Origin of the sequence: Mesorhizobium sp. RCC_202, from assembly GCF_041355295.1 — a bacterium.
Classification (GTDB): Bacteria; Pseudomonadota; Alphaproteobacteria; order Rhizobiales; family Rhizobiaceae; genus Mesorhizobium.
Genome location: NZ_JBFUPO010000010.1, coordinates 82,000 through 107,908 on the forward strand (window position 1 = coordinate 82,000; position 25,909 = coordinate 107,908).

At 64.1% G+C, this 25,909-nt stretch carries 25 protein-coding genes; 17 read left to right on the forward strand and 8 right to left on the reverse strand.

The window, feature by feature from the left end; genetic code table 11:
• Positions 1–230: 230 nt before the first annotated feature.
• The 7 genes from AB6802_RS22400 (at position 231) to AB6802_RS22430 (ending at position 6,575) form a co-directional block, all read left to right on the forward strand.
• Entirely contained in the window at positions 231–1,616 is a 1,386-nt protein-coding gene (locus AB6802_RS22400) for a M20/M25/M40 family metallo-hydrolase (RefSeq protein ID WP_371012359.1), read from the forward strand.
• A 93-nt stretch (positions 1,617–1,709) separates the two neighbouring features.
• On the forward strand, positions 1,710–2,333 hold the full coding sequence (locus tag AB6802_RS22405) for a ribonuclease D (protein WP_371012360.1): 624 nt from the start codon (positions 1,710–1,712) through the stop codon (positions 2,331–2,333).
• Between the two features lie 57 nt (positions 2,334–2,390).
• Positions 2,391–2,594: a hypothetical protein gene (locus AB6802_RS22410; protein ID WP_371012361.1), complete on the forward strand. Its 204-nt coding sequence runs from the start codon at positions 2,391–2,393 to the stop codon at positions 2,592–2,594.
• A gap of 95 nt (positions 2,595–2,689) precedes the next feature.
• A complete protein-coding gene (locus AB6802_RS22415; RefSeq protein ID WP_371012362.1) occupies positions 2,690–2,944 on the forward strand; it encodes a GlsB/YeaQ/YmgE family stress response membrane protein in 255 nt (84 codons plus the stop codon).
• 61 nt (positions 2,945–3,005) lie between these two features.
• Positions 3,006–3,152: a hypothetical protein gene (locus AB6802_RS22420; protein WP_371012363.1), complete on the forward strand. Its 147-nt coding sequence runs from the start codon at positions 3,006–3,008 to the stop codon at positions 3,150–3,152.
• Positions 3,153–3,433: 281 nt separating this feature from the next.
• The gene (locus AB6802_RS22425; protein ID WP_371012364.1) at positions 3,434–5,740 is read left to right on the forward strand and encodes a transglycosylase domain-containing protein; all 2,307 of its coding nucleotides are present in this window, start codon (positions 3,434–3,436) and stop codon (positions 5,738–5,740) included.
• 85 nt (positions 5,741–5,825) lie between these two features.
• Complete coding sequence (locus tag AB6802_RS22430) at positions 5,826–6,575, forward strand: SDR family NAD(P)-dependent oxidoreductase (protein WP_371012365.1); 750 nt, start codon at positions 5,826–5,828, stop codon at positions 6,573–6,575.
• A gap of 9 nt (positions 6,576–6,584) precedes the next feature.
• Here the strand turns inward: AB6802_RS22430 and AB6802_RS22435 are convergent, their stop codons facing one another.
• On the reverse strand, positions 6,585–7,505 hold the full coding sequence (locus AB6802_RS22435; protein WP_371012366.1) for a zinc-binding dehydrogenase: 921 nt from the start codon (positions 7,503–7,505) through the stop codon (positions 6,585–6,587).
• A gap of 115 nt (positions 7,506–7,620) precedes the next feature.
• On the opposite strand from AB6802_RS22435, the gene AB6802_RS22440 reads away from it, so the two are divergent.
• Positions 7,621–8,427 carry a helix-turn-helix domain-containing protein gene (locus tag AB6802_RS22440; RefSeq protein WP_371012367.1) on the forward strand — a complete coding sequence of 269 codons (807 nt, stop codon included), beginning with the start codon at positions 7,621–7,623 and terminating at the stop codon, positions 8,425–8,427.
• Positions 8,428–8,433: 6 nt separating this feature from the next.
• Here the strand turns inward: AB6802_RS22440 and AB6802_RS22445 are convergent, their stop codons facing one another.
• Together AB6802_RS22445 and AB6802_RS22450 are read right to left on the reverse strand one after the other, a co-directional pair.
• A complete protein-coding gene (locus AB6802_RS22445) occupies positions 8,434–10,233 on the reverse strand; it encodes a cation:proton antiporter (protein WP_371012368.1) in 1,800 nt (599 codons plus the stop codon).
• A 221-nt stretch (positions 10,234–10,454) separates the two neighbouring features.
• A complete protein-coding gene (locus tag AB6802_RS22450; protein ID WP_371012369.1) occupies positions 10,455–10,895 on the reverse strand; it encodes a host attachment protein in 441 nt (146 codons plus the stop codon).
• Positions 10,896–11,252: 357 nt separating this feature from the next.
• Here AB6802_RS22450 and cysG point away from each other — a divergent pair, with 357 nt between their 5' ends.
• From cysG to AB6802_RS22485, 7 genes are all read left to right on the forward strand, one after another.
• Positions 11,253–12,701, forward strand: a complete 1,449-nt coding sequence (gene cysG, locus AB6802_RS22455) for a siroheme synthase CysG (protein WP_371012370.1) — start codon at positions 11,253–11,255, stop codon at positions 12,699–12,701.
• Positions 12,698–13,003, forward strand: a complete 306-nt coding sequence (locus AB6802_RS22460; protein ID WP_371012371.1) for a DUF2849 domain-containing protein — start codon at positions 12,698–12,700, stop codon at positions 13,001–13,003. Before cysG ends, AB6802_RS22460 begins: the two co-directional genes overlap by 4 nt.
• A gap of 42 nt (positions 13,004–13,045) precedes the next feature.
• A complete protein-coding gene (locus AB6802_RS22465; protein WP_371012372.1) occupies positions 13,046–14,716 on the forward strand; it encodes a nitrite/sulfite reductase in 1,671 nt (556 codons plus the stop codon).
• Complete coding sequence (locus tag AB6802_RS22470) at positions 14,691–15,455, forward strand: phosphoadenylyl-sulfate reductase (RefSeq protein WP_371012373.1); 765 nt, start codon at positions 14,691–14,693, stop codon at positions 15,453–15,455. Before AB6802_RS22465 ends, AB6802_RS22470 begins: the two co-directional genes overlap by 26 nt.
• A 168-nt stretch (positions 15,456–15,623) precedes the next feature.
• Positions 15,624–16,163, forward strand: a complete 540-nt coding sequence (locus AB6802_RS22475; protein WP_371012374.1) for a DUF934 domain-containing protein — start codon at positions 15,624–15,626, stop codon at positions 16,161–16,163.
• Between the two features lie 173 nt (positions 16,164–16,336).
• Entirely contained in the window at positions 16,337–17,950 is a 1,614-nt protein-coding gene (locus tag AB6802_RS22480) for a GMC family oxidoreductase (protein ID WP_371012375.1), read from the forward strand.
• A gap of 192 nt (positions 17,951–18,142) precedes the next feature.
• A complete protein-coding gene (locus AB6802_RS22485; RefSeq protein ID WP_371012376.1) occupies positions 18,143–18,763 on the forward strand; it encodes a DJ-1/PfpI family protein in 621 nt (206 codons plus the stop codon).
• Positions 18,764–18,823: 60 nt separating this feature from the next.
• On the opposite strand, the gene AB6802_RS22490 is transcribed toward AB6802_RS22485, so the two are convergent.
• Entirely contained in the window at positions 18,824–19,015 is a 192-nt protein-coding gene (locus AB6802_RS22490; RefSeq protein WP_371012377.1) for a hypothetical protein, read from the reverse strand.
• A 219-nt stretch (positions 19,016–19,234) separates the two neighbouring features.
• On the opposite strand from AB6802_RS22490, the gene grpE reads away from it, so the two are divergent.
• Both grpE and AB6802_RS22500 read left to right on the forward strand, forming a co-directional pair.
• Positions 19,235–19,867, forward strand: a complete 633-nt coding sequence (grpE, locus tag AB6802_RS22495; RefSeq protein WP_371012378.1) for a nucleotide exchange factor GrpE — start codon at positions 19,235–19,237, stop codon at positions 19,865–19,867.
• 235 nt (positions 19,868–20,102) lie between these two features.
• Entirely contained in the window at positions 20,103–20,735 is a 633-nt protein-coding gene (locus AB6802_RS22500; RefSeq protein WP_371012379.1) for a trimeric intracellular cation channel family protein, read from the forward strand.
• Between the two features lie 113 nt (positions 20,736–20,848).
• Here AB6802_RS22500 and AB6802_RS22505 read toward each other — a convergent pair whose 3' ends face one another.
• The 4 genes from AB6802_RS22505 to lspA all read right to left on the reverse strand — a co-directional run bounded on the left by AB6802_RS22505 (position 20,849) and on the right by lspA (position 25,908).
• Positions 20,849–21,724 (reverse strand): GNAT family N-acetyltransferase, encoded by an 876-nt coding sequence (locus tag AB6802_RS22505; RefSeq protein ID WP_371012556.1) that lies wholly within the window; start codon positions 21,722–21,724, stop codon positions 20,849–20,851.
• Between the two features lie 286 nt (positions 21,725–22,010).
• Complete coding sequence (locus tag AB6802_RS22510; protein ID WP_371012380.1) at positions 22,011–24,290, reverse strand: ATP-binding protein; 2,280 nt, start codon at positions 24,288–24,290, stop codon at positions 22,011–22,013.
• Positions 24,291–24,379: 89 nt separating this feature from the next.
• Positions 24,380–25,369: an MDR family oxidoreductase gene (locus tag AB6802_RS22515; RefSeq protein WP_371012381.1), complete on the reverse strand. Its 990-nt coding sequence runs from the start codon at positions 25,367–25,369 to the stop codon at positions 24,380–24,382.
• Between the two features lie 56 nt (positions 25,370–25,425).
• The gene (lspA, locus tag AB6802_RS22520; RefSeq protein ID WP_371012382.1) at positions 25,426–25,908 is read right to left on the reverse strand and encodes a signal peptidase II; all 483 of its coding nucleotides are present in this window, start codon (positions 25,906–25,908) and stop codon (positions 25,426–25,428) included.
• Position 25,909 lies beyond the last annotated feature (1 nt).

Genomic DNA, 25,909 nt, shown 5'->3' on the forward strand with positions numbered 1-25,909 from the left:
GTTTTCGCCGAAGTCCGGAGTAAGGCCCGTCCCCCGCCTATACCGGGCAACTGCGGCAGCCTATCCCCCCTCTCCGGGCTGCCGCAACGTTTCGAGTAGAGACCGCCGTGGTTCCCCCTCCACCACGGCGGTCTTTTTTTTGCCTTGTTTCCGGCTTGGTCCAACGATCGCGGCTTTTCGTTTCCTGCCCGGGCCTTTAGGGTCGGGCGCAAAACGCGAAAGGCCCCTGAATGTCCCGTATTTCCCCCGTTCTCGACCGTCTCGACCAGAATCTCGACCAGAGCCTGGAGCGGCTGTTCGGCCTGCTTAGCATCAAGTCGATCTCGACCGATCCGGCCTTTGCCGCCGAGTGCCGCAAGGGCGCCGAGTGGCTGGTCGCCGAGCTCAAATTGATCGGCTTCGACGCCAGCGTGCGCGACACGCCCGGACATCCGATGGTGGTGGCGCATCATGAAGGGCCGGCAGGCTCGCCGCATGTGCTGTTCTACGGCCACTACGATGTGCAGCCGGTCGATCCGATCGAGCTCTGGGAGACCGATCCGTTCGCGCCGTCGATCAAGGAGATCGAACCTGGCCGCAAGGTGATCACCGGGCGCGGCTCTGCCGACGACAAGGGGCAGTTGATGACCTTTGTCGAGGCGTGTCGCGCCTGGAAGCAGGTGCATGGCAGTTTGCCGTGCCGCATCACCATCCTGTTCGAGGGCGAGGAGGAATCCGGTTCGCCATCGTTGAAACCGTTCCTCGAGGCGAATGCCGCCGAGCTCAAGGCCGATTTCGCGCTGGTCTGCGATACCGGCATGTGGAACCGTGAGACGCCGTCGATCTGCGTCAGCTTGCGCGGCATGGTTGGCGAGGAGATCACGGTGAAGGCGGCAGACCGCGACCTGCATTCGGGCCTCTATGGCGGTGCCGCCGCCAATCCGATCCGCATCCTGGCGAAAATCCTGGCCGACATCCATGACGAGAACGGTCATGTCACCATTCCGGGCTTCTATGACGGCGTCGAAGAGACGCCATCGCAGGTGTTAAAATCCTGGGAGGGGCTTGGCGAAACGGCCGAGACGTTTCTTGAACCTGTTGGTCTCTCGATCCCATCTGGCGAAAAGGGACGCTCGGTGCTGGAATTGACCTGGGCGCGGCCGACAGCCGAATTCAACGGCATCATCGGCGGTTATACCGGCAAGGGCTTCAAGACGGTGATCGCGGCCGAAGCGTCAGCGAAAGTCTCGTTCCGCCTCGTCCACAAGCAGGATCCCAAGAAGATCCGCGCCGCGTTCCAGGCTTTCGTGCGCGCGCGCATTCCCGGCGATTGCTCGGTCGAGTTCCACCCGCATGGCGGCTCGCCGGCAATCCAGCTTTCCTACGACTCGCCATTCCTGGCCAAGGCCAAGAATGCGCTGTCGGATGAATGGCCGAAAACCGCGGTGACGACGGGCAGCGGTGGCTCGATACCGGTGGTCGGCGATTTCCAGACCTATCTCGGCATGGAATCGCTGCTGGTCGGCTTCGGCCTCGACGACGACCGCATCCACTCGCCCAACGAGAAGTATGAGCTGACCTCCTTCCACAAAGGGCAGCGCTCCTGGGCGCGTATTCTCGATGCGCTGACCCGCTGAGGCGACGTCTCACGCAAGGCGTGAGATTCAACTTTCTGTTGATTTTTCTCCGGATCGCGGCGAGGACGGTTAGGCCGCGACCCGGAGAAGAGAATGACCGCCGATATCCGTTTTCATAAAAACGATCTGCCCGATCTGTCCCACTACAATGTCGGTGCGGTGGCCATCGACACGGAAACGCTGGGGCTGAACCCGCATCGCGACCGGCTCTGTGTGGTGCAGATCTCGCCCGGCGACGGCAGCGCCGACGTCATCCAGATCGCGCCCGGCCAGAAGAAGGCGCCGAACCTCGTCAGCCTGCTGAAGAATCGCACTATTACCAAGCTGTTCCACTATGGCCGCTTCGATATCGCCGTGCTCTACAACGCCTTCGGCGTGATGGCGGAGCCGGTGTTCTGCACCAAGATCGCTTCGCGGCTGACGCGCACCTACACCGACCGTCATGGTCTCAAGGATCTTTGCAACGAACTGCTCGGCATCGGCTTGTCGAAGGCGCAGCAATCCTCGGACTGGGCGGCCGACACGCTGTCGCCGGAGCAGCTGGAATATGCCGCCTCCGACGTGCTCTATTTGCACCGGCTGCGCGACGTGCTTGCCGCTCGGCTGGCGCGCGAGAGCCGCACCAAGGAAGCGGACGCCTGCTTCCGTTTCCTGCCGACGCGCGCCAAGCTCGACCTGATGGGCTGGGCGGAGGAAGACATCTTCGCGCATAGCTGACGGAACCCGGGGCCGCGCGGGACGTTTCCGCCGGCCGATGATGGGGGAGGGAATGATATGGCAGAGCGCAAACCGATAGCGAGCGCGCCTAAGGATGGCTCGAAGGTTACGATCCTATGGAAGGACGGCGACGGCGTCGTCAACGAATCGGTCGGCCAATTTCGCGATGGCGGCTGGTGGGTCTACACCGACAGCGACACGCAAAAGAAGGTCGATGCGAGCAGCTGGCGGCCGGCGACCGACGATGGCGATGACGAGTAGCGCGGGTATTGGCTTTCGCATAGCCTGAAGTCGTTGATCGCGAAGGCGATTCGGAGCCGTGCTCCGCTCTCGTCCTTTGCCTGGAGGAACCGCGCATGGGTATCGAAAGTCTTCTCGTCTTCATCATCATCGGCGCCATCGCCGGCTGGCTCGCCGGCCTGATCGTCTCGGGTTTCGGCTTCGGCCTCATCGGCAACATCGTCGTCGGCATCATCGGCGCTTTCATCGCCGGCTGGCTTTTTCCAAAATTCGGCTTCGCCATCGGTGGCGGCATCCTCGCCTCTATCATCAACGCCACGATCGGCGCCGTCATCCTCTTGGTGCTGGTCAAGGTCCTGAAGCGAGCGTGACGCTCGAACTCACCATTTTAAAGCAATTCCATTTCCTGGGATTGGGCCAAAGGAGCGCGCCGTGAAACAGAACATGCTTTATCTGGTCATCGGCGTGCTCGTGGTCGCGGTCATCGCGCTCGGCGTTTACGTCTACCGCGAGCAGAGCAAGCCGAAAGGCGTCGAGCTCAAGATCGACGACAAGGGCATTTCGATCCAGCAGAACTGAGCTAGGTGACCGGCAGCCGGCGCCTTGAAGGGGCTCGACTGGCTTCGCCAGACGATATTGCCGCGCAGGGATTTCGCCCGGAAATCCAAGGCTTGCGTAGCCTTTTCGTGGTCTGCACGCGCAGTATGGCTTCGATACAAAGCGATGCCGACAAGATAGCCGATTCAGAAAATCGTAAGAGTTTTCAAAAGGCTGCACAAACCCTGCCTTAACGCGCCTTTAAACCGCCGCATCTAGTCTGCAACCGAACGCCATCGGCACCGGGGCAGCAGCAAGAGCGCATGGCGAACCGCAGAGACAGTCGCATCGAACCAAGCTTCGAGGGCTCGCCGCGCGCGAAATCCTCCGATGGCTTTTCGGTCAGCGAGGAGGATCGCGTCGTGCCGGCCAGCCGTAAATCCGCTCGGAAAGGCAAATCCGCCAAGGCGAAATCGCGTGGCCGTGGCCGTGGCCGGAGCGAAAGCCGGCGCGGCCTGCTCGGCATCGCCACCCGCCTGGTCTATTGGTGCTTCGTGCTCTGCATCTGGGGCGGCATCGCAGTGGCCGGCATCATCGTTTATTACGGCGCCAAGATGCCGGCGGCGACCACATGGTCGATCCCCGACCGCGCGCCCAACATCAAGATCGTCTCGGTCGATGGCGGGCTGATCGCCAATCGCGGCGCGTCGGGCGGCGAGGCCGTCGGCCTGCACGAAATGTCGCCCTATATCCCCGAAGCCGTCGTCGCCATCGAGGACCGCCGCTTCTATTCGCATTTCGGCATCGACCCGATCGGCCTGTCGCGCGCCATGGTCACCAATCTGCTCGGCCGCCATTTTTCGCAGGGCGGCTCGACGCTGACGCAGCAGCTGGCGAAGAACCTGTTCCTGACGCCGGACCGCACGCTGGAGCGCAAGGTGCAGGAAGTGCTCTTGGCGCTCTGGCTCGAGCACAAGCACACCAAGGACCAGATCCTCGAAATGTACCTCAACCGGGTCTATTTCGGCTCGGGCGCCTATGGCGTGGAAGCGGCTTCGCGGCGCTATTTCGGCAAGAGCGCGCGTGACGTGACGCTGTCCGAGGCGGCACTCCTGGCGGGACTGCTCAAGGCGCCGTCGAAGCTTTCGCCGGCACGCGACCCGAAGGCCGCCGAGCAACGGGCGCAGCTGGTGCTTGCCGCCATGCGCGAGGAAGGCAAGATCGGCGACAAGGAATACAAGGTGGCGCTGAGCGCGCCGGCGACGCGCGCGCCGTCCTACTGGACCGGCTCGGAAAACTACGTCGCCGACACGGTCATGGACGAGCTTCCCGACCTCATCGGCGACGTGCGCGGCGACATCGTCATCAACACCACCGTCGACCTGAACCTGCAGAAGCTTGCCGAGCAGTCGATCCGCCGGCTGATCGACGACAGCGGCAAGAAGCTCAACGTCAGCCAAGGCGCGCTGGTCTCGATCGACGATTCCGGCGCGGTGCGCGCCATGGTCGGCGGCTACGATTATTCGACCAGCCAGTTCGACCGCGCCTCCGAAGCGCGCCGCCAGCCTGGCTCGGCCTTCAAGCCGTTCGTCTATATGGCGGCACTGGAAGCCGGACGCACGCCCGACAGCATTCGCAACGACGCGCCGATCAAGATCGGCAAGTGGACGCCCGACAATTACGGCGGCAAGTATTACGGCAAGGTCACGCTGGCGACAGCGCTCGCCAAGTCGCTGAATTCGGTGGCGGCGCAGCTCACCATGGAAGTTGGGCCTGACGCCGTGGTCGAGGCAGCCCATCGCATGGGCATCCAGTCGGACCTGCAGACCAACACCTCGATCGCGCTCGGCACTTCGGAAGTGACGCCGCTGGAACTCACGTCGGCCTATGTGCCGTTCGCCAATGGCGGCTACAAGCCGGACATCCACTTCATCCAGCGCATCACCACCACCGGCGGCAAGGTGCTTTACGAGAACAATGGCGGCAGCGCGCCGCGTGTCATCAAGGCCGACATCGTCGGCATGATGAACTCGATGATGATGGGCACGGTCGAGTTCGGCTCGGCGAAGAAGGCGGCCTTCAATTGGCCCGCGGCCGGCAAGACCGGCACCAGCCAGAATTCACGCGACGCCTGGTTCGTCGGTTACACCGCCAACCTCACTACGGGCGTCTGGTTCGGCAATGATGACGGCACCGCGATGAAGAAGGTTACCGGCGGCGCATTGCCGGCGCAGGCCTGGCACGAATTCATGGTGGCCGCGCATGAGGGCGTGCCGGTGCGCCCATTGCCCGGCACCTGGAGATCGACGCCGTCCGACACGGTCGTGCCCGACGAGATCCCGTCGGCGGACGCCTCGCAGCCGTCGCCTGTGCCGCAGGCAACAGTCGGCCAATCGCAGCCTGCCGCTCAACCGGCAGCTGCCGCCCAGGCCCAGCCTCGACAGCCGCCGGCACGGCAGGCGCCGGCGCGGCAGGCGCAGCCGGCCGAGACCGTAGATGCCAGCGGCTTCGACATGCCGAGCGACAGCGGAGCGACCGCCTCGATCAGGCATCCGGTGCCGCCCGGCGAAGTCGGTGGCCCGACCAAGAAGCGGAATACCTCGATCCTCGACATCCTTGGCGGCGGCTGAAACCATCATCGCGATGGTGCGGCGGCAACTCGCCCTATCGCCATGAACGCCGCCTTCGGCTACATGTCCGGCCGGAGACCGCGACATGGCCGAGACCGACAGCAGAAAAACCATCGTGCTCACCGGCGCCAGCCGCGGCATCGGCCATGCGACGGTGAAGCGCTTTTCGCGCGAAGGCTGGCGCGTCATTACCTGTTCGCGCCAGGCCTTTGCCGAGGATTGCCCGTGGCCGGCCGGCCCGGAGGACCACATCAAGGTCGATCTTGCCGACCAGGAAGATGTCGGCATCGCCGTCTCGGAGATCCGTCATCGGCTGGAAGCGCATGGCGGCCAGCTCAATGCGCTGGTCAACAATGCCGGCATCTCGCCCAAGCTGAAGACCGGCAGCCGCATGGACTCGATCGAGACGCCGATGCATGTCTGGCGCGACGTCTTCCAGGTCAATTTCTTCGCGCCGATCATGCTGGCGCGGGGCCTGTTCAAAGAGTTAGCCGCGGCCAAAGGCTCGATTGTCAACGTCACTTCGATCGCCGGCACCAGGGTGCATCCTTTCGCCGGCACCGCCTATGCAACCTCGAAGGCCGCACTCGGTTCGCTGACGCGCGAGATGGCGCATGATTTCGGTCCGCACGGCATCCGCGTCAACGCCATCGCGCCGGGCGAGATCGACACGGCGATCCTGTCGCCAGGCACCGACAAGATCGTCGAGACGATCCCGCTGCGGCGGCTCGGCGCCACCGCGGAAGTCGCCGACATCATCTTCTTTTTGTGCTCCGGCCAGGCTTCCTACGTCACCGGCTCGGAAATCCACATCAATGGCGGCCAGCACGTGTGAGCGGCTGATTCATTCGGTCAGGGTGAGAACAGCCTTGCCGCTGAAGTTGCGTTGCCTCAGCGCATCCAGGGCTTGGGCCATGTTTGTCCACGGCACCGTTAAGGCTATGCGGGTTTCCAGCCTGCCAGCTGCGACCAAGCCAAGCAGCCAGGCGATGTCGGCGCCGATGCCGGCGCCGGACGTGTAGTAGGCGAAGGTCTGCAGCCTCGCCCCTTCGTGACCCGGAACGAACTGGCGGAAAGAGACGGGTGTCGGCTCGCCGCTGCTCGAGCCGAACATGACGATGGTGCCGCCCGGCGCGACGCGCTCGATCGCATGCGTGAGGCTTTCACCGCCGACCGATTCCGTTATCAGCGAAAACGGGCCCTCGGCGTGCTCGATCGACTCGACGACCTGCTCGGCGCCAAGGCGGTGAAGATCGTCGGCATGCCGGGCGGCGGCGATCGCGGTCACCGAAGCACCTAGCTCACGCGCGATCTGGATCTGAAAGCGTCCGACCGCGCCGCTGGCGCCGGTGATCAGCACCTGCTGGCCGGCCAGATCGCCGCCATGACGCAAGGTCCTGAGCGCCGTCGTGCCGGCGACCGGCAACGTGGCAGCCGAAGCGAAGCTGACATCGTCCGGCACGATGGCCAACCGGTCCGTTGAAACCGCGACACGTTCGGCCCAGCCGGCCTGATCGACCAATGCCACGACCCGGCTGCCGGCGGGAGGGCCAGAGCCGTCGGCTGCCGCGCGTTCAACGACCCCGACGATATCCTGACCGGGTATCCAGCCATCGGGACGTATGCCGAGCAGTCGCAGCTCGCCACGATTCAACGATGTTGCATGAATTGCGATCAATGCTTCATTCGCATCGAAGTTTGGCTCGTCGACCTCTGAGAACGTCAAACGGTTGGGACTATCGGAAGAGATGGTGAGAGCGAGCATGGGTCACCTAGCGGTTGGATCGCGATCGACTGCGACGATAACGGCCCCAGCCTATCGACTTTGAGGCTCGAAAAATTTAGATATAAAGCCAAATGATCGCTAAAGGCAGTCAAGCATGAGACAGCCGCTCCAGTGGCCTTGGCTGGATTTCGATGTCGACGACGTGCGCGCGCCGGCGATTGCCGTGCGCGTCGACGTTACCGAGACCAGGGCTGAGGTGCGCGAGCATTGGCACCGCAAGGGGCAACTCGTCTTCGCGCTCGGCGGCGGCGTCACCTGCCGCGTTCCAAGCGGCTTGTGGATGGTGCCGCCGCATTGCGGCGTGTGGGTGCCAAGCGCCATGCAGCACAGCAACATTGCGACCGCCAATGCGCGGATCTTCTTTGTCTATATCGAGCCAGGGGCGGCCGAATTGCCGGGGCGATGCTGCACGCTCTCGATCTCGCCGCTGTTGCGCGAGCTGATCATCGAACTGTCCGACTGCGCGCCGGATGACGCAAGATGCGCTTTCCTGGGCAAGATCCTGCTCGCCGAATTGCCGCTGATGCCTGTCCAGCAATTGCATCTGCCGATCTCGGCGGAGCCGCGCCTGCGGCGGATTGCCGAGACGCTGGCCGAGGATCCCGCCGACCGCAGCACGTTGGCGGAATGGGCAAACCGCGTGGCGCTCAGCGAAAGCAGCCTGGCGCGGCTGGTAGTGAAGGAAACGGGACTGAGCTTCGGGCGCTGGCGCCAGCAGCTGCACCTGATCGTCGCTCTACGCGAGCTGGCCTCGGGCGCCAGCGTGCAGCAGGTCTCGGGCGATCTCGGCTACGAATCCGTCACCGCCTTCATCACCATGTTCAAGAAGGCGCTGGGCAAGCCGCCGGCGAAATATCTCAGCGACATGGCGCAAAACGGCGGGTCCGCATTCGCGGGCTGATACGCCTCAAGCGGGCTGCGGCCTGATCTCCATCGCCGGCTCGACTGCGATGGCGGCTTTGCCGGTCACGACCTCGACGATGCCGCGCGCAATTTCGCGTTCGCCCATGATCACGGTGTCGGCGCCGAGGCCTTTCAGATGCTCGACCTCGGCATCGGAATGGGCACGGGCAATGACGCTGATGCCAGGATTGGCGGCGCGGGCTCGAAGCACGACCTGCCCCGCCTCGAAGGCGTTGGGGATGGCGAGGATGAGCCGCCTGGCGCCTTCGGGATTGGCGGCCGCGAAGACATCCGCATTGGCGGCGTTGCCGGCCACGGTTTCGACGCCGTCGGCCTTGAGCTTGGCCAGCGTCTTGTCGGCGTCCTCGATGACCAGGAAGGGTAGGGCGGCGTCTTTCAGCGCGGCGCCGACAAGACTGCCGACTCGGCCGTAGCCGATCAGGATGGAATGGCCGGTCAGCGCGGTTTTCGGCGGCGGGCCGTCGTCTCTCTTTGACGATGCCGCCACCGAGACGACCTGGCCGGGCTCGGTCGCCGGGCCGATCGGTCTTTTCGCTTCGGCCGGCGGCGCCTTGCCGGCTCGCTTCTCCAGCCATGGCTTCATCCAGTCGATCGCCAGGAACATCAGCGGGTTGAGCAGGATCGAGAGGATGGCGCCGGCAAGGATCAGGTCGCGGCCTTGTTCGGGCAGCAGTTTCAGGCCGACGCCGAGCTCGGCCAGGATGAAGGAGAATTCGCCGATCTGGGCAAGGCTGGCCGAGATCATCAGCGCCGTCGCGATCGGGTAGCGGAAGACAATGACGATGATGAAAGCCGCGATCGACTTGCCGATGACGATGATGGCCAAAGTGGCCAGGATCGGCCAGCCATTGCTGACCAGGCTGAACGGATCGAACAGCATGCCGACGGAGACGAAGAACAGCACCGAGAAGGCATCGCGCAGCGGCAGCGATTCTTCGGCCGCGCGGTGACTGAGCTCGGACTCGCTCATGATCATGCCGGCAAAGAAGGCGCCAAGCGCCAGCGAGACGCCGAACAGTTTTGCCGCGCCGAAGGCGACGCCGAGCGCGATGGCGAGGACCGCGAGCCGGAACAGCTCGCGTGATCCGGTATGGGCGACATAATGCAGGATCCACGGGATCACCCTGCGGCCGACCACCAGCATGACGACGACGAAGGCGGCGACCTTGGCCAATGTAAGGCCGACGACGCCCCATATGCCGTAGCTGGCCGGCAGCGACAGCAGGCTGGCATGGTCCTCGACCTGCGGCTGGCCGCCGAGCACGCCGGCAAGCGCCGGCAGCAGCACCAGCGCCAGCACCATGGCCAGATCCTCGACGATCAGCCAGCCGACGGCGATGCGGCCGCGCTCGGTCTCGATCAGCCGCCGCTCCTGCAGCGCGCGCAGCAGCACCACGGTCGAGGCAACCGACAGCGCCAGGCCGAAGACGAGGCCGGCGCCGAGCGACCAGCCGAGCAGCCACGAAAGGCCAACGCCAAGCAGGGTGGCAAAGCCGATCTGCACGATCGCGCCAGGCACCGCGATGGCACGCACCGACAGGAGATCCTTCAGCGAAAAATGCAGGCCGACGCCGAACATCAGCAGGATGACGCCGATTTCAGCCAGCTCGTTGGCGAGGCCGGCATCGGCGACAAAACCCGGCGTGTTGGGACCGACGAGGACGCCGGCGACCAGATAGCCGACCAGCGGCGGAATGCGGAAACGGTTGGCTAAAGCCCCGAAGATGAAAGCCAGCCCCAGACCGGCGACGATGGTGGCGATAAGGGGCGTGTCATGCGGCATTGTCTATGGAGCGCCTTTCAAGAATTCATGATGTCGGACAGGCGGCAACCCGAGGGGGTGCCGCCTGTTTCCAATATGGTGGGGAGAGCGGCGGGGATGCAACCACCACCGCGCAGAAATCGGCGCTGAGGCGCCGCTCGCGCCGGAAAATCCGCGTTGTGCCGCCAAAGGGCCAGCTTCGAGCCGAAATACGGGCCCGAAGCGGCTTTCTTTCCGCCGTTTTATGCGGCCTGCAGCAGGGTCTCGATGTCGGAAATGCTGTGGTTGGTCAGCGTTTTCGGGATCTCCGCCTGCACTTTGTCGCCGACCACCTTGTGCAGCTTCTGGCGCATTTCGCCGAGCACCTGCGGGGGCGCAATCAGCACCACCGCGTCGAACTCACCGCGGTGCGCAAGCTTATAAAGCCGATCGGCAATGTCGACGGCAAAGCGCCCCTTGTTCAGCCGGTGCCAGTCGGTTTCTTCAATGGCGCTGCGCGGCCCTTGATTGTTGTAGCGGCCGGGCTTGTCGGTGCCCTGCTCGCGCGTGGCGGGATTGTCTTGCGCCATCTCCTGCACCACTTCCAGGTTCGGAAATTTGTTGTCGCCCTGGTTGCGGAGGAAGAGTGCCTTTTCGCCGTCGGCCACGATGACCCAAAGACCGTGTTTCAGCTTGATGCTCATGGCGCTTTCTCCTTGCTTGCGTGGTCGCCGATCGGACGCGATCGGCAAGACGGAACGTTAGCCCAACGTGCCGCGGGAGAGGATTGTTCCGGCTCGCCTCTTTAATCTACTAACTTAGTAGAATTTAGAAAAAACTGTTTTGCGGCATTCCCTGCGAAGCGCTAAAAGTTGTGATGGATCAAGGCGCACAAATCCCCTTGCCCGACTCTCATCGCTCGATGTTAGAATATTTTTCTCCGGCCTTTCGCGGTCGCGGAAAAGCGATTGCCTGCCGGCAAGGGATGCGCGAGTGCTTGCCTTCTGGTTTTAGGCCGATCCGCGTAAAACTGCCAAACTGTTCCAGTATTGCTCATCGCCATGTCGCCAGCCAACGCCAAACTCAACGCTTTTCCCGTCTTCATGCGGGTCGACGGCGAAGCTGTGGCCATCATCGGCAACGGCGAGGAGGCGCTGGCCAAGGCGCGGCTGCTCGCGCAGTCGAGCGCCACGCTGCGCATCATCGCCGATGACGCCGAGCCCGAACTTCTGAAATTCATCGCCGTGGCAAGCGCCGAACATGTCGACGCCGCATATGAGGCAGCGCATCTCGAAGGCGCGGTGCTGGCGTTTGCCGCCAGCGGCAATGAAGCGCTCGATCGGCGGGTAGTCGACGATGCGCGCCGGCTGGGCATTCCGGTCAATGCCGTCGACCGGCCCGAGCTTTGCGACTTCTTCACCCCGGCCCTGGTCAACCGGGCTCCGGTAGTGATTGCCATTGGCACCGAAGGCGCCGGACCGGTGCTGGCGCAGATGCTGCGCGTTCGTATCGACCGCATGCTGTCGCCGTCGCTCGGCCGCCTGGCCGCACTGGCCGCTTCGTTCCGCACCACCGCCGAGCGCTTGCCGAAGGGCAATCGGCGTCGTCAGTTCTGGAGTAATTTCTTCGCCGGCGCTCCGGCGAAAGCCATCGAGAACGGCGAGATCGCCAAGGCGCATGATGCGGCGCTCGATCTTCTCGTCTCGAACGCCCCGGCGCAAGGTCACATCGCGCTGGTCGGCGCCGGCCCGGGTGCTGAGGATTTGTTGACGCTGCGCGCGCATCGCCTGCTGATGGAAGCCGACGCGATCGTCTATGACGCGCTGGTGCCGGAGGCGATCGTCGCCATGGGCCGCCGCGATGCCGAGCGCCTGCCGGTCGGCAAACGCAAGGGCTGCCATTCCAAGAGCCAGGAAGAGATCAACGCGCTGCTTGTCGAGCTCGGCCGCGACGGCAAGCGCGTGGTGAGGCTGAAGTCGGGCGACCCGCTGGTGTTCGGCCGTGCCGGTGAGGAAATGGCGGCGCTGCGCGACGCAGGTATCGCCTATGAGGTGGTGCCGGGCGTCACTGCTGCCTTTGCGGCGGCCGCCGATTTCGAACTGCCGCTGACGCTGCGCGGCGTTTCGTCCTCGATGGTGTTCACCACCGGCCACGACCTCAAGGGCAATTCGCTGCCCGACTGGGCGAAGCTCGCCATCTCCGGCGCCACCGTCGCCGTCTATATGGGCCGCTCCGTCGCGGCGGAAGTTGCGGGCCGGCTGATCGAGGCGGGGCTTTCACCGGATACGGCGGTCGCCGTCGTCGAGAATGCCAGCCTCGATTGCCGCCGGCGTTTTCACGGCACGCTCGCTGATTTGCCATCGCTGGAAGCGCGCGCCGATCTCACCGGTCCGGTGATGACCATCATCGGCGATGCGGTCGCCGGCGCCAACTTTGAACGATCCGAGCCGCTCGCGGCACATAAGCATGAGGGCGCGGTTCCAGCCGTCGCCGAAGGAGTCCGTCCATGAAGGTTCTGACCGCAAACAGGCTCTCCGACGGCATTGCCGTCTGGTACGCCGATGGCGGCTGGGCGGAGACCGTCGGCCATGCCGATCTCGCCCATGACAAGGCGGCGGAGGACCGGCTGGAAGCGCTAGGCGCCGCGGCTTTGGCCAACAATGAGGTGGTCGACGTCAATCTGATCGACGCCGATGTGGTCGACGGTTTGGTCGAGCCGGTGCGGTTGCGTGAAAAAATCCGCGCCGCTGGCCCGACCATCCGCACCGATCTCGGCAAGCAGGCGGGCCTGGAAGCGATCCGGGCCGCATAGAATTGAAGACAAAGCGGGCGGACGCGCCCTGAAAGACGAAGCATGTACCGTTACGACGAGTTCGACCACGATTTCGTTCAGGCCCGGGTCGCCGAGTTCACCGACCAGGTGCAGCGCCGGCTGTCCGGCGAGATCACCGAGGACCAGTTCCGGCCGCTCAGGCTGATGAACGGCGTCTATTTGCAGCTGCATGCCTATATGCTGCGCATCGCCGTGCCCTACGGCACGCTGAACGGCAAGCAGTTGCGCATGCTCGGCCACATCGCGCGCAAATACGACAAGGGCTACGGCCACTTCACCACGCGCCAGAACATCCAGTTCAATTGGCCGGCGCTGTCCGACATCCCGGCGATCCTCGCCGACCTTGCCAGCGTCGAGATGCACGCCATCCAGACCAGCGGCAATTGCATCCGCAACGTCACCGCCGATCATTTCGCGGGTGCGGCCGCCGACGAGGTCGCCGATCCGCGCCCCTACGCGGAAATCCTGCGCCAATGGTCGTCGGTGCATCCGGAGTTCTCGTTCCTGCCCAGAAAATTCAAGATCGCGGTGACCGGCGCCGAGCGCGACCGCGCCGCCATCCAGACACACGACATCGGCCTGCATGTGAAGAAGAACGCGGCGGGCGAACTGGGCTTTGCCGTCTATGTCGGCGGCGGCCAGGGCCGCACGCCGATGGTGGCGAAGAAGATACGTGACTTCCTTCCGGAAGCCGATCTTTTGTCCTACTGCACGGCGATCCTGCGCGTTTACAACCTCTATGGCCGCCGCGACAACAAGTACAAGGCGCGCATCAAGATCCTCGTCCATGAGACCGGCGTCGAGGAGATCACGCGCCAGATCGAGGCCGAATGGCAGGAACTGAAGGATGCGGAGCTCAAGCTGCCGGAAGCCGATATCCAGGCCATCAACGCCTATTTCGCGCCGCCGGCGGTGCCGGATCGGCCGGAAGGCGACCAGGCGGTCAAGCTGGCGCGCCTCGATTCCAAGGGCTTCTCCGAATGGCTCGACCAGAACGTGGTGACGCATCGCCATCCCGACTATGCGGCGGTGACGATCTCGCTCAAGGGCATAGGCGAGGTGCCGGGTGATGCTTCCGACAGCCAGATGGAAGCGGTGGCCGACATTGCCGAGAAATACGCCTTCGACGAGTTGCGGGTCAGCCATGAGCAGAACCTGATCCTGCCGCATGTGGCGCGCGCCGACCTCAAGGCGGTCTATGACGCGCTGGTCGACATTGGTCTCGCGACAGCCAATTCCAACTTGATCAGCGACATCATTGCGTGCCCCGGCCTCGACTATTGCGCGCTGGCCACGGCCCGCTCGATCCCGATCGCGCAGGAAATATCGCAACGCTTCGCATCGCTCGAGCGCCAGCGCGAAATCGGTGAACTGAAGCTGAAGATCTCCGGCTGCATCAATGCCTGCGGCCATCACCATGTCGGCCATATCGGCATTCTCGGCGTCGAGAAGAAAGGCTCCGAGCTCTACCAGGTGACGCTTGGCGGCTCGGCCGACGAGAACACCTCGGTCGGCGAGATCATCGGCCGCGGCTTCTCTTCGGAAGAGATCACCGACGCCATCGAGCAGATCGTCGACACCTATCTCGGCCTTCGGCTCAACCCCAATGAACGTTTTATCGACGCCTACCGCCGTGTCGGTCCCGCGCCGTTCAAGGAGGCGCTCTATGCTGGCGAAACCAAGGCCGCTTGACCGTACCGGCGGCGTCGAAGCCGGCGTCGCCGCTGAGGCGGCGGGGCTCGACGCGTTGCACGGCCATCTGAAGCCGATCGAGATCATCGAACGCGCGGCGCGTGACCTGTTCCGTGGCGAGATTGCCGCCGTGTCGTCGTTCGGCGCGGATTCGGCGGTGCTGCTGCACATGATTTCGGAAATCGACCGCTCGCTGCCGGTGATCTTCCTCGATACCGGCAAGCATTTCGACGAGACGCTCGGCTATCGCGACGCGCTGGCCGCCGATTTCGGCCTGACCGACATAAGGGTGATCAAGCCGGACGAAGCGGCGCTCGAACGGATCGATCCGACCGGCAAATTGCACGAGACCAACACGGACGCCTGCTGCGATGTGCGCAAGGTCGAGCCGCTGGCGCGCGGCGTCGAGCCGTTCCGCGCCTGGTTCACCGGCCGCAAGCGCTTTCAGGCCTCGACGCGCGCCGCACTTCCGGTCTTCGAAGCGGTCGGCTCGCGCATCCGCATCAATCCGCTGGCGCACTGGACCACATCGGACCAGGCGGATTACATGCGCGCCCATGCGCTGCGTGAAAACCCATTGGTCGCCTATGGCTATCTCTCGATCGGCTGTTTTCCCTGCACGCAGCCGGTGCAGCCGGGCGAGGATGCACGCAGCGGCCGCTGGGCCGGTCACGCCAAGACCGAGTGCGGCATCCACCTCTCCGGCCTCGAGAAGTCGCTGACCGACGCTTCACTTTAGGCTATGCCGTTAGTCGGGTGAGGCCGGCCTGCGAACGGCAGCTTCCGGCGCTTCCGGTGCTCACGTACTTCAAGTACGCTCCGCTCCGGTTCTCGGAAGCCACCATTCTGGGCTCGGCCTGACCTGACTCTCGACATTACCCTTGGATTTTAGACCTTAGGAATTTTGATGACTGGATCGACGACAGCGGGAACCCGCCTCTGGACCCCGAACGGTTTTCGCGAGGACGAGTGGACCCATGCCGAAGGCGCCGAGGCGCTGGCCGGCAACGGCCGTTTCATCCTGCCGCTGCAGGCTTTTCTCGGGCTCGATGAGGAGGTCCGCAAGTCGGCGCGCGAGCGTCTCGGCGTGCTGCTGCAGCCGGGCGACGAGCTCGACAAGATCGTCGGCCTGCTCGACCAGCTGTCGCTGGTCGCGCTGGCCTTTCCGGCATTCAATGATGGCCGCTCCTTCTCCAAGGGCGAATTGCTGCGCGCCCGCCATCATTTCAAGGGCCCGGTGCGCGCCACCGGCCAGGTGCTGGTCGACCAGCTGCCGCATATGCTGCGGCTCGGCTTCGACGAGTTCGAGGTTTCCCATCCAGTGCTGTTGAAGCGGCTGGAAGAGGGCCACACAGGCGGTCTGCCGGTATACTACCAGCCTGCGGTCGAAGCAGAACCGAAGGGACCGAAATATTCCTGGCGGCGTAAGCGCGCTGGACCAGAATGACGTTCGGTTGAACCGTCATCCTTATCCAGTCCTTTGTCGGAGCATGATCTTCTCCGAAAACCGATCCCCACTTTTCGGCATCATGCTCTGACTGACGCAGCGGCATCTTTACAAGCCTCATCAGCGGGCATTCTCTCGGCGGAACGGACGGAAACATCCGCCGGGAGGAGAGCATGCGCTACGACTACGTGATCGCCGGCGGCGGCTCCGCCGGCTCGACGCTTGCCGCAAGGCTGTCCGAGGACCCATCGAAGACGGTCTGCCTGATCGAAGCCGGCGGCAACGGCCGGGATCTCCTGATCCGCGCGCCGGCGGGCATCATCGCGCTCCTGCCCGGTCGGCCGAAGATCAACAATTGGGCTTTCGAGACCGTGCCGCAAGCAGGGCTTAACGGCCGCAAAGGCTACCAGCCACGCGGCAAGGCTCTCGGCGGCTCGAGCGTCATCAATGCCATGCTCTACACGCGCGGCCACCGCCGCGACTATGACGAATGGGCCGAGCTCGGCTGCGATGGCTGGTCGTGGGACGAGGTGCTGCCCTATTTCCGACGCGCCGAAGGCAACCAGCGCGGCACCGATGCGCTGCATGGCGGCGAGGGACCGCTGAGGGTCGGCGAGCAGCAGGAGCCGCGCGCCATCTCCCGGGCTTTCGTCGAGGCCTGCGGCGAAAATCAGATCAGGCGCAACGACGATTTCAACGGGCCGGAGCAGGAAGGGGCGGGGCTCTATCAGGTGACACAGTTCTGGGGCGAGCGCCGCAATGGCGAACGCTGCTCCGCGGCCGCCGCCTATTTGCATCCGGCGATCGACCGACCGAACCTGACCGTCATCACCGGCGCGCATGCCACCGGGCTGGTGTTCGACGGCAAGCGCGCCACCGGTCTGCGCTACCGCAAGGGCAAGGGCAAAGGCGAAGCCGTGGCGGAGGCCGGGCGCGAGGTGATCTTGTGCGGCGGCGCTTTTGGCTCGCCGCAGCTGCTGCTGCTGTCCGGCATCGGCCCGGCTTCCGAGCTTGCGGCGCATGGCATACCGGTCATCCACGAACTGCCCGGCGTCGGCAAGAACCTGCAGGACCATCTCGATTTCATCCTGGCCTGGAAGTCGAGGGAGACCGACCTGGTTGGCATCGGCCTGCGCGGCCTGCCGGCGCTGATCCGGCATATGCTGCGCTGGCGCAAGGACGGCTCCGGCATGATCGCCACGCCCTATGCCGAAGGCGGCGCCTTCCTCAAATCCGATCCGGCGACCGAGCGGCCCGATTTGCAGCTCCACTTCTGCATCGCCATCGTCGACGATCACGGCCGCAAGCTGCATATGGGCTACGGCTTTTCATGCCATGTCTGCGTGCTGAGGCCGCATTCGCGCGGCGAGGTCGGGCTGTCGAGCGCCGACCCACTGGCGCCGCCGCGCATCGACCCGCGCTTCCTCTCCGACGAGCGCGACGGCGACCTCCTGCTCAAGGGCGTCAGGATGATGCGCGCCATATTGGAGGCGCCGGCGCTGGCAAAATACCGCCAGAAGGAAATCTACACGGCGGGGGCTTCCAGCGATGCCGAATTGATGGCGCATATCAAGGCGCGCGCCGACACGATCTATCACCCCGTTGGCACCTGCAAGATGGGCGTCGACAACATGGCCGTCGTCGATCCACAGCTCAAGGTACGGGGGCTCGAAAGGCTGCGCGTCGTCGATGCCTCGGTCATGCCGAAATTGATCGGCGGCAACACCAACGCACCGACGATCATGATCGCCGAAAAGGCGGCGGACATGATCCGAGCCGCGGGTTGATTTTCGCCCTTGTGGTCGGACCAGAAAATTTCATTCTGGGACTATCTCACCGGCGTGGCGGGTTATCTCGCCAATTAGAATTTTTCTGGTCAGACCACCTTGCCGATTTCCTCTTCCTCTTTCTGCGGCTTGCCCTTAGGATAGGCCTATTATTTCACGTCTCGAAATAAATAACCGGCAAGGGAGGAAGGCATGGCAGGCAAGAAAATATTGATGCTCGTTGGCGAGTTCAGTGAAGAATACGAGATTTTCGTCTTTGAACAGGCCATGCACGCGGTTGGCCACACCGTTCACGTGGTTTGCCCGGACAAGAAAGCCGGCGATGTGCTGAAGACCTCGCTGCACGATTTCGAGGGCCACCAGACCTATACGGAAAAGCTCGGCCACGACTACATCCTCAACAAGACCTTTGCCGAGGTGAACCCGGCCGATTACGACGCGGTCTACGCGGCCGGCGGGCGCGGTCCGGAATACATTCGCATCGACAAGCGCGTGCAGGCGCTGGTCAGGCATTTCCATGAGGCAGGAAAGCCGATCTTCACCATCTGCCATGGCGTGCAGATCCTGATCGCCGTCGACGGCGTGGTGCGCGGCCGCGAGGTCGCGGCGTTGCACTATTGCGAACCGGAAGTGACGCTTGCCGGCGGCATCTATATCGACGTTTCGCCAACCGGCGCGCATGTCGACGGCAATCTGGTTTCAGCCAAGGGTTGGCCCGGCCTTGCCGCTTTCATGCGGGAATGCCTGAAAGTGCTCGGCACGGAAATCCGTCACGGTGAAACGTTGATGCGTGACGAGCGGCAAGCCGCATAATTGGTTCAGCCGGCAGCTTCAGGTCAACCGCCTGACTGCAAGTAAAAAGCGGCCGGACTGCTATTGACGCCGTCCGCCGCCCGCCTGGACCTTGTCGAGGCGGTCGAGCAAATCCTTGAGTTGCCTGGGTGTTTCTTTCTGCAGACGGAATTCGGGTATCGTGCGCAAGAAGCGCTTCGTCGCCTCGGTGCCCATTTGCCGCCTGATATCGGCGGCAAGATCAGCGCGCCTGTTATCGTTGTTGCCGTTCATCGTCCCAAAAATCCTATGTCGACTTCGAAACTCTTGCAGCATGGCAATGGTTCCCGCATCTTGCCTCAAGAGCAAGCAAAGCTGGCCGATACGGTAAAATTTGAATTAATTTGGAACGATCGGCGATATTGGCCAGTCGGCGCTTAGCTCTTGATTTTTGGCCCCCAAACCTCGATATCGGGCGCAAATCCAGACCAATGCGAATGATGGGAAACGGCGATGAGCGACCAGACAAAAGACGAACGCGCGCCCGAGGAAATCGAAGCCACCCAGGCTTCCGGCGAACGTGCGGAAGGCGGCGTCGACGGCGACTATGAAGCGCTTGTGCGGCTGCTGAAGGAAAACGAGGAACTGAAGGACCGCGCGCTGCGCACTGCCGCGGAAATGGAAAATCTGCGCCGTCGCACCGCGCGCGACGTGCATGACGCGCGCAGCTACGCGGTGGCGAATTTCGCCCGCGACATGCTGTCGGTGTCGGACAATCTGCGCCGCGCGCTGGATGCCATACCGGCCGAGGCGAAGGCCGCGGGCGATGCCGGCTTCAAGGCGCTGATCGAGGGCGTCGATCTCACCGAGCGCGCCATGCTTTCGGCACTGGAGCGCCACGGCGTCAAGAAGCTGGCGCCGGAAGGCGAGAAGTTCGATCCGAACTTCCACCAGGCGATGTACGAAGTGCCCAACCCGGACGTTCCGGCCGGCACCGTCGTCCAGGTGGTGCAGCCCGGTTATTCGATCGGCGAGCGGGTGCTGCGTCCGGCCATGGTCGGCGTCGCCAAGGGCGGGCCGAAGGCGGCCGCCGAGGCGCCTGTCGAGCCGGGACCTGTGAACGAGCAGGCCGAGAAGGATGCGTGAGAGTGAGTAGCGAATAGGGAGTAGCGAATAGCGAGTAGGGAATAGGGAACAGCGAATAGCGAATAGCGAATAGCGAATAGGGAGTAGTGACAGATACTTATCCGCGGCTTCGTGCTAGTTCCTACTCCCTACTCCCTACTCCCTACTCCCTACTCCCTACTCCCTACTCCCTACTCCCTACTCTCTATTCGCTACTCACTCACTCACTACTCACTCACTCACTACTCGCTCACTCATGAACCCCATCGACCTCCTCGACTATGCCGGCGTCGCCGTCTTCGCGGCGACGGGCGCGCTTGCCGCTTCGCGCAAAGAGCTCGACATTATCGGCTTCCTGTTCCTGGCCAGCGTCACCGGCATCGGCGGCGGAACGTTGCGCGACGTCATCCTCAACCTGCCGGTATTCTGGGTCGCCAACAGCGGCTATGTGCTGATCTGCGCCGTGGTGGCGGTGCTGGTCTTCTTCAGCGCGCACCGCTTCGAGTCCCGCTACAAGCTGCTGCTGTGGCTCGATGCCGTCGGGCTTGCCGCCTTCTCGGTGATGGGCGCGGCCAAGGGGTTGGCGATCACCGGCTCACCCGTCGTGTCGGTCGTCATGGGCGTGCTGACGGCGACCTTCGGCGGCATCTTGCGCGACCTGCTCGCGGGCGAGCCGTCCGTGCTGCTGCGGCCCGAAATCTACGTCACGGCGGCGCTCGCCGGCGCCACCATCTTTACGCTTGGCGATCTAACCGGCCTGCCGGCGCTGCTTTCGAGCTTGCTAGGCTTCGCGGCCGCCTTCCTGGTGCGCGGCGGCGCGCTCAAATTCGGCTGGTCGTTTCCGGCGTATCGGAGTCGGCCGGGGCGACGGCCGGAGGATATTCCGTGAAGGAGCGAATAGCGAATAGCGAGTAGCGAATAGGATTGCAGGGAACAAATCCCGCCACTTTCTTCTATTCGCTATTCGCTATTCGCTATTCGCTATTCGCTATTCGCTATTCGCTAAGCCGCGAAGCGCTGCCCTTCGCCGCCATAATAGTTGACGTAGCGGGCGCCGATCTCCTTGACCGGCATGACGACAAAGACGTCGACGGTCGAGAATTCATGATCGATGACGCAGCCATCGCCGATGCGGGCGCCGACGCGCAGATAACCCTTGACCAGCGGCGGCATCGCGGCGATCGCCGCCTTGGCGTTCACCGCCTCGATCGGCATCAGGTCCATCGAGCAATAGCGGCTGGCAACGGCCCGGACATCCCAGGCGGAATCGGTGCGGCAGTGATGCGCGAGATAGGTCAAAGCCTCGGCATGGGCGGCCGGCACGATGCCGTGGAAGGACGCGCAGCCGGTCATGACGCCGATGCTGTAATGGTTGATGTAGGCCCAGATGCCTTGCCAGAGCGCCTCGATGGTGCGCTTGGAGCGGTATTCCTTGAGAACGCAGGAGCGGCCGAGCTCAAGGAAACGCTGGCCAGGGTGGCGCGCGATCAGCTTGGTCAGTTCGAACTCGCCCTCGGAATAGAAGCCGCCGGCCGCCGTGGCGATCTCCTGCCGCAGCAGCCGATAAGTGCCGACGATGCGGCGATGCTCGGGGCCGGGCAGGGTGGTATCCAACACCAGAAGATGATCGCAAAGCGGATCGAAACGGTCGGCATCGCGCCGGTCCTGGGCCTGGAACAGGTCTTTCCTCGCGCCGAGCTCGTCATAAAATACCCGGTAGCGCACTTCCTGGGCGGCGGCGATTTCGGCCTCGTTACGGGCAAGCCGCACTTCGAGGTTGCCGATACGCCCCAGCGGTGCACCGCTTGCGACAGCATCGGCGGTACGGGCGGCGAGCAGGGCGCCGCCAGCATTTGGCCGAGTGTCACATTCCGGCATGACTGTATGCACGAGTGATTCTCCTTCGAGCCATCCCTCTTGGCACGGGGATACGGTGTAGGTGCAACAGGATTGTGACAGTACCGTGATACGAGAGGACGGGCAATACTTCGCCGGCTGGCAATTACCCTCAACCGGCTACCTTACGGTTGGAAAACCCAGGCAATCCAAGGCATTCGGCGGTTAAAAATTTCGTTACCGCCGCGTCCGGCTGAAACCCGGACGGCCGCTCCGTTTGGTCGGGCAGGATGTATCCGAAAATCGATTCCAGTTTCGCGACTGTAAACTAGGCCGCGACCTGGCCCTCGACGGCCTGGACGAGCGCATCCGGATCGAGCGGCTTGGTGACGAAGCCGCTGGCGCCGTGGGCGAGCACCGCGTGGCGGGTTTTTTCCTGACTGTCGGCCGAGAGCACCATGATCGGGACCGGCGACACGGCCATCGCTTCCTCGTGGCGACGGATGGCGGCGATCGCGTCGAGCCCATCCATGACCGGCATATGCAGGTCCATCAGCACTACGTCAAAGCGGTGCTTGACCCCTGCTTCGGTAACGGCGTCGACGGCCGCCTTGCCGTTGCCGACGATCCTGACGCGATGGCCCGCCTTGAGAAGGGTGGCGCGCGCGAGCATGGCATTGATGTCATTGTCCTCGGCGATCAGCACCGACAGGCCGTGGTCGCGCCGACGCACGGAGGAACCGCCGCGCGGCTGCGGCTGCGGCTTGGCAAGTGCCGGGGCATGGCTGGTCAACAACACGCGCAGCAGCGTTTCGCCGCGCACCGGCCTGGCCAGGAAGGTGGCGTAGCCATTGGCGCGGAATTCACCGAGCATGCCACGGTCGGTCGGAGCGATCAGCGTGATGGCCTCACAATCGGCAAAGCCGCCCTCGCGCAAACGCCCGAGCATGCGCCCGTCGGCGTTCTCCAGCGTGGCGTCGATCAAGAGCACGTTGCAGCCTGCCGCGAACGGCGCCGCCTGGCTGGGCGTCGCGGCGATCTCGACGCTGCCGCCATGGGCACGGATCGTGCGCGCGATGGCGTCGGCCTCGATCGCGTTTTTCGAGACGATCACGGCGCGCCGGTCGGCAAGGATGTTATGGCGGTGCTGCGGCGGTTCGGTTGCCTGGGTCGCCGGGATCTCGAGGACGAACTCCGAGCCTTGGCCGAGGCGGCTCGAAACCGAGATCGTGCCGCCCATGGCGGTCACCAGACGCTTCGAAATGGCAAGACCCAGACCCGCGCCGCCATGCGCCCTGGTCGAGGTGCCGTCGGACTGCTCGAATTCCTCGAAGATACGCTCCATGTCCGCTTCGCGCAGCCCCGGTCCGCTGTCGGCGACGGTGAAGCAGATGTGGTCGGTGGTCTCGGTGCGGGCGCGCGCCACAGTGAGCAGCACACCGCCGGCGTCGGTGAATTTGACCGCATTGCCGATCAGGTTGAGCAGCACCTGGCGCACGCGGCCGGGGTCGGCGGTGATCATCTGCGGCACGTCGGGTTCGACATGGCAGCCGAGGCCGATGTTCTTGGCGTAGGCCTTTGAAGCCAGGAGCTCGATGATGTTGTCGGCGATCTCGCGCAGCGAAGTCGGCTGCGGCTCGGGTTCGAAGCGGCCGGCCTCGATCTTGGAATAATCGAGCAGATCCTCGATGAGGGCGAGCAATGCGCTGGCCGAGGTGGAGACCGCGCCGACATAGGTGCGCTGCTCCGGCGACAGGTCGGTGTCGGCAAGCAGCTTGGCCATGCCCATGATGCCGTTCATCGGCGTGCGGATCTCGTGGCTGACGGTGGCAAGGAAGCGCGATTTGGCCTGGCTTGCATATTCTGCCCGTTCGCGCGCGGTGATCAGCGAGGATTCGGCGCGCTTGCGCGCGGTGATGTCGCGGGCGATCGCCCGGTGCGAGACGGCGCCCGTGTCCTTGTCGCGCACCGACAATTCGATCCAGGAAAACCAGCGCGGGCCGTTCGGCGTGCGGATGGCGACATCGGTGGAACTGAGGCATTCATGATCGGAAAAGGCGGCGTCGGGAACGATGCCGACATCGATGCCAAGCTCGGAGAGCGTCTTGCCGGCCAGATCGCCTGGGTCGATGTCGACAAGCGAGGCAAAGACCCTGTTGGCGTAGACGATATGGCCGTCCCGGTCGCGATGGACGACGAGGTCGCCGAGCGCGTCGATCAGGCCGCGAAAGCGCTCCTCGCTCTCCTGCATCTCCCACATGCGGTCGGCGAGCGTCTCGATCTCGGCGCGGCTGCGGGCGGCCGTCTGCGCGAGCAACGCCGTGGTGCGGCGCTCGTCGCGGCGGTCGCGCAGATACATGGCAAGACCGGCAAGGCTCGTCGCGGCAAGACCGACGGTGACGATGAGCGGCGCGCCGGTGAGATGAGCCAGCCCCGCCAGCACGGCAATGGCGACAATCGTCAGGAACGGCAGGCCTTCGTGGCTGGCAATCGGCAATTCGGGGGCCAGCGGCGGCGCCACAAGCCGCCGCCGCTTCGGCGCATCGGGGCTCGGCCCGTCAGCGCCTGCGGCCTTGCTGTCCTTTGTGATGCCGGAATCCGCGACCATGCGCGGACCATGTCAGACAGAGATTATGGAAGACTGGGGCGGAACGTTCGAATTTTAGCGATCGGGCGGATTCCGGCTGGAACGCCGCGCTACATATCGACCACGACACGGCCCCTGATCCTGCCTTCGACGATGTCGCGCGCGGCATCGACGATGCCGTCGAAACCGATCGTGCGCGACAGGGTGGACAGCTTCTTGAGGTCGAGATCGGTGCCGATGCGACGCCATGCTTCCAGGCGAACCGGCTTCGGCGCGTTGACGGAATCGATGCCGAGCAGCGAGACACCGCGCAGGATGAAGGGGGCAACGCTCGACGGCAGGTCCATGCCGCCGGCCAGGCCGCAGGCGGCGATCGCGCCGCCATAGGAGGTCATCGACACTATGTTGGCGAGCGTGTGGCTGCCGACGGAATCGACGCCGCCCGCCCAGCGCTCCTTGGCGAGTGGCTTGGCCGGCTGGCTGAGCTCTTCGCGCGAGATCACCTCGGCGGCGCCGAGGTCGATCAGGTAGGGGCTTTCGGCGTTGCGGCCGGTCGAAGCGATGACATGATAGCCAAGGCTGGAGAGGATCGAGACGGCGACCGAACCGACGCCGCCGGCGGCGCCCGTCACCACCACCGGGCCACGTTCAGGCACGATGCCGTGGCGCTCCAGCGCCATGACCGAGAGCATTGCGGTGTAGCCCGCGGTGCCGATTGCCATCGCGTCATGCGCGCTCATGCCGTCTGGCAGCGGCACCAGCCAGTCGCCCCTGACCCGGGCGCGCCCGGCATAGGCGCCGTAATGTGTTTCACCCACGCCCCAGCCATTGAGGATCACCTTGTCACCCTTGCGCCAATCGGCGTGTGAGGAAGAGATCACGGTGCCGGCGAAATCGACCCCGGGCACCAGCGGCCAGCGGCGCACCACCGGCGCCTTGCCGGTGATGGCGAGCCCGTCCTTGTAGTTCACGGTCGTCGCCTCGACGGCGACGGTGACGTCGCCTTCCATCAGATCGGCTTCGGTGAGGTCGACGACATCGACGGATTGCTTCTTGTCGGCGTCGCGCGAAACGAGGATGGCCTTGAACGTATCGGACACTTTCTTCTCCTCGGCTTCCGTGGGTCGTTGGACTGTGCGGCGACAGGCCCGCGCGGTCAATCTTGCGAAGGTTTCGGCTCGCGCCGCCAGCCGATCAGTTCGTCGAAGACAATCAGCGCCGCCCCTACCGAAATGAAGGCGTCGGCGAGGTTGAACACGGCGAAGGACCAGACGGGCGTGTGGAACAGGACGTAATCGATGACGTGGCCGTAGACAGCGCGGTCGATCAGGTTGCCGAGCGCGCCGCCGATGATCAGCGCAAAGCCGGTGCGGGCAACGAAATGGCCGACCGGCGTGCGTGTGGCGAGATAGAGCACGAAGGCGACGACCAGCACGGCGATCACCACCAGCCCGGTGTCGCCGAGAGAGGCGAACATCGAGAAGGCGATGCCGGTGTTGTAGGTGCGAAACAGTGCCAGGAACGGCAGCACGTCGACCTTTTCCTGAAAGGCGAGACCGTTCTCGACCAGCTGCTTGATCCACTGGTCGAGCGCGATGGCGACGACGATCAGCAGGACATAGGGAGACCAGGATTTCACT